The organism is Delftia sp. ZNC0008, assembly GCF_000799035.1.
GTDB lineage: Bacteria > Pseudomonadota > Gammaproteobacteria > Burkholderiales > Burkholderiaceae_C > Comamonas > Comamonas tsuruhatensis.
Window position 1 is genome coordinate 1 of the sequence record NZ_JTKZ01000577.1, and the last position, 10,581, is coordinate 10,581.

Here is a 10,581-nt window from a genome sequence, read left to right on the forward strand (position 1 = left end):
CCCATGTGGGCCGTGCCGGCCGACGGCGGGTTGGCCAGGCCGGGCACGCGCTCGGGATCGGTGGCGATCAGGGCGCGCTCGCGCTCGTTCCACATCTCCAGCATGGGCCGGTCAGGCAGGCAGCCGATGAGGCCGGGATGGATGAGGCCGGGGAAGTTCACGCCTGGTATGTGGCGCGAGCTGGTGAACATGCCCTTGAAGTCCCAGATCGATTTCTGGGCCGAGGGGAAATGGTCGGTCAGGAAGCCGCCGCCATTGTTTTTGGAGAAAAAGCCGTTGAAGCCCCAGAGGCTGTCGGGCTTGGCGCCGATGTCCAGCAGGTCCACCACCAGCAGGTCGCCGGGCTGGGCGCCCTTCACGCCCACGGGGCCGGACAGGTAGTGCACCGTGGTCAGGTCGATGTCGCGCACATCGTCGGCGCTGTCGTTGTTCCTGATGAAGCCGCCGGTCCAGTCGTAGGTCTCCAGGATGAAGTCGTCGCCGGGCTGGACCCAGCAGGCCATGGGAATGTCCGGGTGCCAGCGGTTGTGGACCCTTTCGTTGTCGGTGGGCGGGCGGTTCAGGTCCACCTTGATCAGCGTATCCGTCATGTGCAAAAACCTCCTGGGTGGGTGGGGATCGACAGCGGAGAACGGGCCGGGGTGCGGCACGCCATTGCCGGCCTTCATGTGGCGCCACGCCGTGACAAAGCGGCGGCGCGCCCTCGGTGCGCCGGCAGGCGGCGCAGGGCGGGTATGAAGAAAAGGCCGGGAATGCATAAACACCATAGCAGCCGTGCCTGCCGGCCCGCCTAGGCAGCAACCCTGGGTTGACAGCCGGACGCCGGCGCTGGTGAAGCCACCCTTCCAGATTGGCGAATTGAAGCGGCCCCGCGATGCGGGCATGCTGGCGGACAGCCGCTGCCCTGCATGCCGCCGGGCGCAGCGCCAAGAACACAAAGAATGGAAACACCGCCCATGCACCTGAGCGCACAGACCCACTACCAGGCCGAACTCGATGCCGGCCGTTTCTGCATACAGCAGTGCCCGCAATGCACGCGCCATGTCTTCACCCCGCGCGAGCTGTGCCCGCACTGCGGTGCCAGCCCGCTGCGCTGGGTGCGCGCCAGCGGCCAGGGCACGGTCTACTCCACCTCCACCGTCGCACGCAAGAGCGATGCCGGCGGCGACTACAACGTGGCCCTGATCGACCTGGACGAAGGAGTGCGCATGATGGGCCGCGTCGAAGGCATTGCGCCGGCCGACGTGCGCATAGGCCAGCGCGTGAGCGCCCATGTGGCGAGCAAGGACGGACGCGGCCTGGTGCTGTTCCAGCCCGCGCTGCAACCGGCTCCACAGGCTTCCCATGGAGGTGCAGCATGAGCGCCCGTATCCCCCAATCCACCCTGGACGCCGCCGCCGTGAACCGCCCGCTGCGCGGGCGCGTGGCCATTGCAGGCGCCGCCACCTATGGCTGCGGCGAGGCACCCGGCATGGACGACATGACCCTGCTGGTGCGCGCCGCCCATGCGGCCGTGGCCGATGCCGGCCTGACCATGCAGGACATCGACGGCCTGGCCACCTGCAGCGTCAACGCCAGCATGTGGACCATGCCCGTGATCGAGCACCTGGGCATCAACCCCACCTACGTGGACGGCACGATGATCGGCGGCAGCAGCTTCATCGCCCACCTGCTGCCCGCCATCCGCGCGCTGGAGGCCGGCCAGTGCAAGGCCGTGCTGGTGTGCTACGGCAGCGCCCAGCGCTCGGCCACCTTCGGCCGCAAGGAAGGCCAGGCGGCGCGGCGTTTCCTGGACCCGCAGCCCTATGAGTTCCCCTACGAGCCCGTGCTGCCCGTGACCGCCTATGCGCTGGCGGCCGCGCGCCACATGCACGAGTTCGGCACCACGCGCGAGCAACTGGCCGAGGTGGCCGTGGCCGCGCGTGCCTGGGCCCAGCTCAACCCCGAAGCCTTCATGCGCGACCCGCTGACCATCGAGGACGTGCTCTCGGCCCGCCCCATCGCCAGCCCCTTGAGCGTGCGCGACTGCTGCCTGGTGACGGACGGCGCAGGCGCCATCGTGCTGGTGCGCGGCGAGCGCGCCCGCGACCTGCCGCGCCCCCCCGTCTACGTGCTGGGCAATGCCACGGCCATCTGGAACCGCCAGATCTCCTGCATGCCCGACCTGACCACCACGGCTGCCGCGCAGTCGGGCGTCCAGGCCTTTGCCATGGCCGGGCTCACCGCTGCCGACATGGACATGGCCCAGGTCTACGACGCCTTCACCATCAACACCCTGCTGTTCCTGGAGGACCTGGGCTTTTGCGCCAAGGGCGAGGGCGGCGCCTTCGTGTCCGGGGGCGGCATTGCGCCCGGCGGGCGGCTGGCCGTCAACACCAACGGCGGCGGCCTGTCCTGCGTGCACCCGGGCATGTACGGCATCTTTGCGCTGATCGAGGCCGTGCGCCAGCTGCGCGGCGAGGCCGGCCAGCGCCAGCTGGGACGCCACCGCACGGCCGTGGTGCACGGCAACGGCGGCACGCTGTCCAGCCAATCCACGGCGGTGCTGGGAACCGCCGAAACCCTCTGAACCGCACAGGAAGCACACCGCAATGATCCGCGACCAAGAAACCCTCGAAGCCCTGCTGGACAGCGTGCGCCGATTTGTGCGCGAGCGCCTGGTGCCCGCCGAGAACGAAGTGGCCGAGACCGACGAGATTCCCGAGTCCATCGTGCAGGAGATGCGCAACCTGGGCCTGTTCGGCATGACCATCCCCGAGCAGTTCGGCGGGCTGGAGCTGACCATGGAGGAAGAGGTGCGCGTGCTCTTCGAGCTGTGCCAGACCGCGCCGGCCTTCCGCTCGGTGATCGGCACGACCGTGGGCATAGGCTCGCAGGGCATCCTCATCGACGGCACACCCGAGCAGCAGGCGGCCTGGCTGCCCAAGCTGGCCACGGGCGAGATCATGGCCTCGTTCGCGCTGACCGAGCCCGAGGCGGGCTCGGATGCGGCCTCGCTGCGCACCACCGCCATCAGGGACGGGGACCACTATGTGGTCAACGGCAACAAGCGCTTCATCACCAATGCGCCGCATGCGGGCATGTTCACGCTGATGGCGCGCACCGACCCGGCCAACAAGGGCGCGGGCGGCGTCTCGGCCTTCATCGTGGATGCGAAGTCGCCGGGCATCAGCTTCGGCAAGAACGACGTGAAGATGGGCCAGAAGGGCGCGCACACCTGCGACGTATTCTTCGACAACGTGCGCGTGCCGGCGGCCAACCTCATCGGCCTGAAGGAAGGCCAGGGCTTCAAGACCGCCATGAAGGTGCTGGACAAGGGCCGCATCCACATCGCGGCCGTGAGCGTGGGCGTGGCGCAGCGCATCCTGCGCGACGCGCTGAACTATGCGCTGGAGCGCAAGCAGTTCGGCCAGCCCATCTGCGAGTTCCAGCTGGTGCAGGCCATGCTGGCCGACAGCCAGGCCGAGCTGTATGCGGCCGAGTGCATGGTGATCGACGCAGCGCGCCGCCGTGACGAGGGCCGCAACGTCTCCACCGAGGCCTCGTGCTGCAAGATGTTCGCCACCGAGATGGTGGGCCGCGTGGCCGACCGCGCCGTGCAGATCCTGGGCGGCTCGGGCTACCTGGCCGAGTTCGGCATCGAGCGCTTCTACCGCGACGTGCGGCTGTTCCGCCTGTACGAAGGCACGACCCAGATCCAGCAGGTCATCATCGCGCGCAACATGGTGCGCGAGGCGCGCGCCGCATGAGCCACATGAGTGCACCGCCCCCCGACCGCAATGCCTTCATGCGGCTGATCGGCGCCTCGCAGGTGCCCGCGCCGCCCGGCAAGGTCCATGTGCGCCTGCCCCACATGCGCGAGGAACTGCTCAACCAGCTGCCCGCCGCGCACGGCGGCGTGCTCATGACGCTGCTGGACTCCGTGATGTCGCGCGCCGCGGGCGAGCTGCCCGGTGCGCCATCGCAGACCGCCGTGACGGTGGAGATGAGCAGCCGCTTCCACCGCCCGGGCAAGGGCGCGCTGCTGGCCGAAGGCTGGGTGGTGCACGCCAGCCGCAGCCTGTGCAGCTGCGCGGCGCAGTTGCTCGATGAAGACGGAAAGCTCGTGGCCACGGCCACCGGCACCTTCAAATACTGGCTGGCACCGACGGTATGAACACCCCCTGAGCGGCTACGCCGCTTCCCCCTCTCTCGCTTCGCGGGAGGGGGACGACGCCCTCGCTGCGGGGCGGCCCTTGCTCGGCGTCTCGCGCTTGGAACACGCCAGTTGCGTAGGCCGTGCGCAAGCACTGAATAGTTGAGTCCAAGCTACTCCAGCGTGAGCCGGCCCTGTGCGTCGGCCACCAGCAGCTCCACCAGCTCCTGGGCGAAGGACGGCAGGGCCTCCAGGCTGCGCACGCAGATCTGCATCTCGCGCACCGACCAGGCATCGGACAGCGGCACGATGGCGATGTCCATGGAATGCGCATGGCGGCTGGCGGCCGACTCGGGCAGCACGCCCACGCCCACGCCGGACTCGATCATGCGGCAGGCCGTCTCGAAGTTGCCCACCTGGATGCGCTGCTTGATGGGCCGGTGCAGCTGGTCGCTGGCCTGGCGCAGGAAGGCGTGGATGGCGCTGGATTCGTGCAGGCCCACATGGTCCAGGTCCAGCGTGTCGGCAAAGGCCATCTGCATCTCGCCATCGAGCGCATGGCCGCGCGGCACCACCAGCACCAGGCGGTCGCGGCGGTAGGGCAGGGTCTCCAGGTTCTCGGTGCGCACCAGGCCGGCGACGATGCCGATGTCGGTCTGCCCCTCGGTCACGGCACGCACGATGTCGTGCGACAGGCGCTCGCGCAGGTCGATGTTCACGTCGGGATTGCGGCGCAGGTAGTGGCGCAGCACGGGCGGCAGGAACTCGCCCAGCGAGGTGGTGTTGGCAAACACCCGCACATGGCCCTTGATGCCGCGCACGTACTCCTGCATGTCGCCGCGCAGGTGCTCGATCTGGCCCAGCACCATGCGCGCATGGGTGACGAAGGCCTGGCCCGGCGGCGTCAGCGTCACGCCCTGGCTGGTGCGGTACAGCAGCTTGGTGCCGATGCTCTCCTCCAGGTTCTTGATGCGGGTGCTGGCCGCCGGCAGGGAGATGAAGGAGAGTTCCGCGCCACGCGTCATGCTGTTGGCGTCGGCGATGTGCACCATGAGGCGCAGATCCACAAGATCGAAATGCATGGCCATCCGGCATTGTAGAAAGCCGCAGGCTCCGGCACTGAGCCGCGCGCGTCAGTACAAACCGCAGTGCCGGCCCGTGCGCGAACGCGCGCTTTCACAAATGCGAAGCCGCAGCAGGCCCGCGCGCCGTAGCATGGGCCCATCTGCCCGGGATAGCCGCCTCAGCCCATGAACCACACAGAAACCCCCTCCCCCAGCCCCATCCACACCACGGCCACCCAGACCGCAGGAGCGCTGGGCCATCTGCGCGTGCTCGACCTCTCGCGCGTGCTGGCCGGCCCCTGGTGCACCCAGAACCTGGCCGACATGGGGGCCGACGTGATCAAGATCGAAAAGCCCGGCGAGGGCGACGACACGCGCCACTGGGGCCCGCCCTTCTTTCCCGATGCGCAAGGCAATCCCTCGGACAACGCCGTGTACTTCGCGGCCTGCAACCGCAACAAGCGATCGGTCACCGTGGACATGGCCACGGCCGAGGGCCAGCGGCTGATCCGCGAGCTGGCCATGCAAAGCGACGTGGTGGTGGAGAACTTCAAGACCGGGGGCCTTAAGCGCTACGGCCTGGACTACGCCTCGCTGAGCGCGCTGAACCCGCGCCTGATCTATTGCTCGGTCACGGGCTTCGGCCAGACCGGGCCCTATGCGCCGCGCGCCGGCTACGACCTGCTGGTGCAGGCCATGAGCGGCCTCATGAGCATCACGGGCCGCGCCGACGGCGAGCCCGGCGGCGGGCCGCTGCGCGTGGGCGTGGCCGTGATCGACCTGTTCACGGGCATGTATGCCACCACGGCCATCCTGGGCGCACTGGAGGCCCGCCACCGCACGGGACGCGGCCAGCACATCGACATGGCCCTGCTGGACGTGGCCATGGCCGTGCTGGCCAACCAGGGCGCGGGCTTCCTGAACACCGGCCATGTGCCGGGCCGCCAGGGCAACACCCACCCCAGCGTCGTGCCCTACCAGGACTTCCCCACGGCCGACGGCCGCATGCTGCTGGCCATCGGCAACGACGGCCAGTTCGCGCGCTTTTGCGAGGCGGCCGGCACGGACTGGGCGAGCGACGAGCGCTTTGCCACCAATGCCGGCCGCGTCATCCACCGCGACGCGCTGATCCCGCTGATGTCCGATCTCACGCGCAGCCGGCCCACGGCCGAATGGATCGCGCTGCTGGAGGACAAGGCCGTGCCCTGCGGCCCCATCAACCACATCGGCCAGGCCTTCGACGATGCGCAGGTGCGTGCGCGCGGCCTGCGCGTGGAGCAGGAACGCTACCCGGGCGCCACGCCGCCTGCCGGCGAGACCATCAACCGCGTAGTGACCACGGCCAGCCCGCTGCGCCTGTCGGACACGCCCACCGTGCTGCGCCATGCGCCGCCGGCCCTGGGCCAGCACACGGACGAAGTGCTGCGCCAGCGCCTGGGCCTGGATGCACAGCAGCTGCAGGCCTTGCGCGACCAGGGCGTGGTCTGAACGACCGGCATCGGCAGGCACCTGGCACACGCTGTCGCGCGGCTGTCCTGACGTCCTGAAGGCTGGGGGCCGGCCCGTCGCACCGGCGCACATGACGGCACAAATGACGGAGCGAAAGCCGGTGCGAAGACGGTGCGAAGACGGTGCGGACGGCCGTGTCGCGCGCCCGCAAACCGCTTTTAGGACACGTCCTATCAAAAATCAGATAGGAAGCATTCTCATCATCTGGCGGTGCGGAAATAATCCCCACCACAGATGCACATAGCCAATTCTTTCCTGTCCGAAATCCCTAGGACACCCATCCGCAGCACCTGGGCGCAGAAGGCGGCAGCCGCCGCCAAGCACCGGGCCGCAGCTGGCGTCCGGGCGCCAAAAGGTGTAGGCGGACGGCTCGGCATCTTCCGCATCCACCGCCCCTGCCCTGCATCAGGCCCGCGCATGGCCAGCCGCAGTCCTGCCGCCCTGGAAGGGCCTGCGCCATGAGACCCCGCATCAAGGGCCGCATCTGCCGGACCTCGGGCTGGTTCCCCCCCTGAGCGCACGCGCCGGCCTTCGTCATTGCCTTCGTTGATCCCTTTCCACCTTGCTCTGCACCGCAGGCCAGGTGTGCCCTGCTGCACGCCTTTTTTTGCTCCCTTGCCGTTCAAGGGATACGACTTCAGAACTTCGCCATGCAAGCCTTTCGCAACCTCAAGATCTCCTCCAAGCTGCTGCTGGCCTTCGTGGCCGTCCTGGCGCTGACCACCTTCGTGGGCCTCTATGCCGTGCTGCAGCTCAGCCGGATCAACCAGGCCTCCATCGATATCGCCACGCGCTGGATGCCTTCATCACGCATGCTGCTCGACATCCGCGCCACCACGGCCCGCTACCGCGTCAACGAGCTGCAGTACCTGATATCCACCAGCGAGCAGGACATCGAGGCCTTCGACAGGATCATGGGCGAGCTGTGGAAGAAGACCCAGACCAGCTACGACAACTACGCCAGCTTCATCAGCTCCGCGCCGGAGAAGGCCGCCTACGACGAACTGGGCCGGCTGCGCAACGAGTACGCCAAGGAGCACGCCATGGTCATGGCCCTGGCGCGCAATGACCGCAAGGACGAAGCCCTGGTGCTGGCCCAGGGCGAATCGCTGGAGCTGAGCCGACGCCTGTATGACCAGATCGACCGCATGGTGCAGATCGACCACGAAGGCGGACAGCAGGCCAACGACCACGCCAATGCCCTCTACCGCAGCGCACGCGGCTGGGTGGTCGGCCTGCTGGGCGCCAGCATTCTGCTGGGACTGGGACTGGCACTCACGCTGGCGCGCATCGTGGCGCGGCCACTGAACGAGGCCGTGGGCGTGGCCCAGGCCGTGGCCGAAGGCGACCTGACGCGCCGCATCCAGGCCACCACCACCGACGAAACAGGCCAGCTGCTGCACGCGCTGCACCGCATGGACCAGAGCCTCATCCACATCGTCAGGCAGGTGCGCAACGGCACGGACTCGATCGCCACGGCCTCCAGCCAGATCGCCTCGGGCAACAACGACCTGTCGCTGCGCACCGAGCACCAGGCCAGCTCTTTGCAGGAGACGGCCGCCTCCATGGAGCAGCTCACCGTCACCGTGCGCCAGAACACCGACAACGCGCGCCAGGCCAACCAGCTGGCAGCCTCGGCCTCGACCGTCGCCCAGCAAGGCGGCGAGGTGGTGTCCCAGGTGGTGGACACCATGGACGCCATCCATGCCTCCTCGCGCAAGATCGCCGACATCATCGGCGTGATCGACGCCATCGCCTTCCAGACCAACATCCTCGCGCTCAACGCCGCCGTCGAGGCGGCGCGCGCGGGCGAGCAGGGCCGGGGCTTTGCCGTGGTGGCGGCCGAGGTGCGCGCACTGGCGCGACGCTGCGCCGATGCAGCCAAGGAGATCAAGCTCCTCATCGAGGACTCCAACGGCAAGGTCAGCACCGGATCGGCCCTGGTGGCGCAGGCCGGCCAGACCATGCAGAACATCGTCAGCAGCGTGCGCAACGTGACCGACATCATGGGAGAGATCACCGCTGCCAGCGTGGAGCAGACGGCGGGCCTGGAGCAGATCAACCAGGCCATCTCCCAGATGGACCAGGTCACCCAGCAGAACGCGGCCCTGGTCGAGCAAGCCGCCGCAGCAGCACAGTCCCTGCAGGAACAGGCCTACGGCCTGCAGCAGGCCGTGAGCGTCTTCAAGCTGGAGCGCGGCATGGAACTCACCGCCCTGCCCGCCACCCCTCAGCCCATGCCGGCTCCAGACCTGGCCAGGATCACCAGCGCAGCCCAGTCAGGCCGCTGGGAAGCGCATTGATCAGAACGAATGGGCCATGCCCACGCCGAAGGCCGTGCGCGAGCTCTGGTTCTCGTAGCGCTGATGACCCAGGCTGGTGTAGAGCATGGTGCGCTTGGACAGCGCGTACTCGGCGCCCAGCGACAGCATGTTGTTGGTGTCTCGGTCCAGGCGCTGGCGCGCATAGCTGGCCTTGAGCGTGGTCGCGCCCATGCCGTAGGTGGCGCCCAGCGACACCATGCGCGACTTGTCGGGCCCCGTGCCGGGCGTGCCCGACTTGCTGCGGTCATAGGCCAGCATCACCGCTGCCGTGCCGATGCGGTATTTGCCGCCCATGTACAGGTCGGTGTCGCCGCTGCCGTTGCGCTCGTGCGCCACCATGGCCGCCACCGCGCCCTGGTCGTAGTTGACCGATACCGAACGCGCACGGCCCTGGCGGCCGGGCGCCTCGGTACGCTCGGGCGAGGCGCTCAGGTGCAGCGAAAAGCCGCCGAACTTGGGCGAGTCGTAGAACACGCCGTTGGACATGCGGCCGTACTCGGGCGAGCCGTTGTTGCTGGCGCGGTCGGTGGGCGTCAGGTAGTGGGCCATGTGCCAGGCCGGCGAGGCGATACGGTTGAAGTTGCCCCAGGGATCGAACTGCCATTCCTGGCTCCACATGGCGCTGAGCGCGCGGCCCAGTCGCAGGTGGCCCCAGTTGCCCTGCAGGCCCACGGTGGACTCGTCATGCCAGAAGGGCTTCTTCGGATAGTCCTCGGTCAGGCCCGTGTCCAGGTCGAAGCGCGTGCTCAGGCGGAAGGTGGCCTTCAGGCCGCCGCCCAGGTCCTCGAAGCCGGCAATGGCCAGGTTGCTGCGCTGAATCGTTCCCAGCTTGCTGGTCTTGTCGAAATCCCGGAACACACCCGCGTCCAGATAGCCACTGATGGTGACGTTGGAGCCGGCGCCAGATGACTGGGCGGCCACCGGCAGGGCGGCAGCGATGGCGAGAGAGGCAAGGGTCAAGCGGGAGGTACAACGCATCCTGAACGGGTTCCTGAAATGAAAGATGGCACAACACCGGCGCGGCCCGGGGGCATGCGCGAACGGCGACGGGGGCTGCCACAACGGGGGTGGCTGGAAAGGTGCGCGGCGGGCTGGTGACCAGCCGCGACTTGAAGGCAGCCAGGATGCAGATCGCAGCATGATCGCTGCACATTCGTCAAACATCCCGGCCAAAGACGTCAACCGCGCAGGTGGCGGGCAACAGGCGGCATTATGAAAGCAGGGGCCGGCGATGACCACGCCACCGTCAGGCCCGGTCAGTTTTCAGCGGCTGCGCTCGGTGCGCGACACGTCCCAGAGCCGGTTCATCTCGCTGCAAAAGGGCTGGGCACAGGGCGCGCGGCCCTCGTACTGGCAGCCTTCGGTGGTACAGAAATGCGACTGGTGCTCGAAGGCCCGGCGCTCGCGCGGCAGGGCGCCCGAAGCCTGGGCCGCCGCCATGTGCAGCCAGGGATCGTTGCGCTGCTGCAGCATCTGCTGCACCTCCTGCGCGAACGCGGGCGACAGCGACGCCACCGAGGCCAGCCCGGCCGGCGATGCCATGGCGCCA

Annotated in this window: 9 protein-coding genes and 1 pseudogene; 6 read left to right on the forward strand and 4 right to left on the reverse strand. The window is 68.4% G+C overall.

Features of this window, described 5'->3' with window-relative positions:
• The coding region (locus L995_RS19035; RefSeq protein ID WP_047473012.1) for an acetamidase/formamidase family protein at nucleotides 1–590 on the reverse strand (590 nt) is incomplete at its 3' end.
• Nucleotides 591–956: 366 nt separating this feature from the next.
• Between L995_RS19035 and L995_RS19040 the strand changes: the two genes are divergently transcribed.
• Genes L995_RS19040 through L995_RS19055 form a run of 4 tightly spaced genes read left to right on the forward strand, consistent with a single transcriptional unit; the run spans nucleotide 957 to nucleotide 4,156 of the window.
• Nucleotides 957–1,361: a Zn-ribbon domain-containing OB-fold protein gene (locus L995_RS19040; RefSeq protein ID WP_034365598.1), complete on the forward strand. Its 405-nt coding sequence runs from the start codon at nucleotides 957–959 to the stop codon at nucleotides 1,359–1,361.
• Nucleotides 1,358–2,569 carry a thiolase gene (locus L995_RS19045; protein ID WP_047473013.1) on the forward strand — a complete coding sequence of 404 codons (1,212 nt, stop codon included), beginning with the start codon at nucleotides 1,358–1,360 and terminating at the stop codon, nucleotides 2,567–2,569. The genes L995_RS19040 and L995_RS19045 overlap by 4 nt, the downstream gene beginning before the upstream one ends.
• A gap of 22 nt (nucleotides 2,570–2,591) precedes the next feature.
• Nucleotides 2,592–3,749: an acyl-CoA dehydrogenase family protein gene (locus L995_RS19050; protein ID WP_013800068.1), complete on the forward strand. Its 1,158-nt coding sequence runs from the start codon at nucleotides 2,592–2,594 to the stop codon at nucleotides 3,747–3,749.
• 5 nt (nucleotides 3,750–3,754) lie between these two features.
• The gene (locus L995_RS19055) at nucleotides 3,755–4,156 is read left to right on the forward strand and encodes a PaaI family thioesterase (RefSeq protein ID WP_047473018.1); all 402 of its coding nucleotides are present in this window, start codon (nucleotides 3,755–3,757) and stop codon (nucleotides 4,154–4,156) included.
• A gap of 152 nt (nucleotides 4,157–4,308) precedes the next feature.
• Here the strand turns inward: L995_RS19055 and L995_RS19060 are convergent, their stop codons facing one another.
• Nucleotides 4,309–5,223 carry a LysR family transcriptional regulator gene (locus tag L995_RS19060; RefSeq protein WP_012202113.1) on the reverse strand — a complete coding sequence of 305 codons (915 nt, stop codon included), beginning with the start codon at nucleotides 5,221–5,223 and terminating at the stop codon, nucleotides 4,309–4,311.
• Between the two features lie 162 nt (nucleotides 5,224–5,385).
• On the opposite strand from L995_RS19060, the gene L995_RS19065 reads away from it, so the two are divergent.
• Nucleotides 5,386–6,687, forward strand: a complete 1,302-nt coding sequence (locus L995_RS19065; protein ID WP_047473014.1) for a CaiB/BaiF CoA transferase family protein — start codon at nucleotides 5,386–5,388, stop codon at nucleotides 6,685–6,687.
• Between the two features lie 671 nt (nucleotides 6,688–7,358).
• On the forward strand, nucleotides 7,359–9,011 hold the full coding sequence (locus tag L995_RS19070) for a methyl-accepting chemotaxis protein (protein WP_047473015.1): 1,653 nt from the start codon (nucleotides 7,359–7,361) through the stop codon (nucleotides 9,009–9,011).
• Here L995_RS19070 and L995_RS19075 read toward each other — a convergent pair whose 3' ends face one another.
• Both L995_RS19075 and L995_RS19080 read right to left on the reverse strand, forming a co-directional pair.
• The gene (locus L995_RS19075) at nucleotides 9,012–10,010 is read right to left on the reverse strand and encodes a porin (RefSeq protein WP_047473016.1); all 999 of its coding nucleotides are present in this window, start codon (nucleotides 10,008–10,010) and stop codon (nucleotides 9,012–9,014) included. It lies immediately after the preceding gene.
• A 285-nt stretch (nucleotides 10,011–10,295) separates the two neighbouring features.
• Nucleotides 10,296–10,581: pseudogene (locus tag L995_RS19080) on the reverse strand (Fe-S oxidoreductase); the annotation flags it as partial.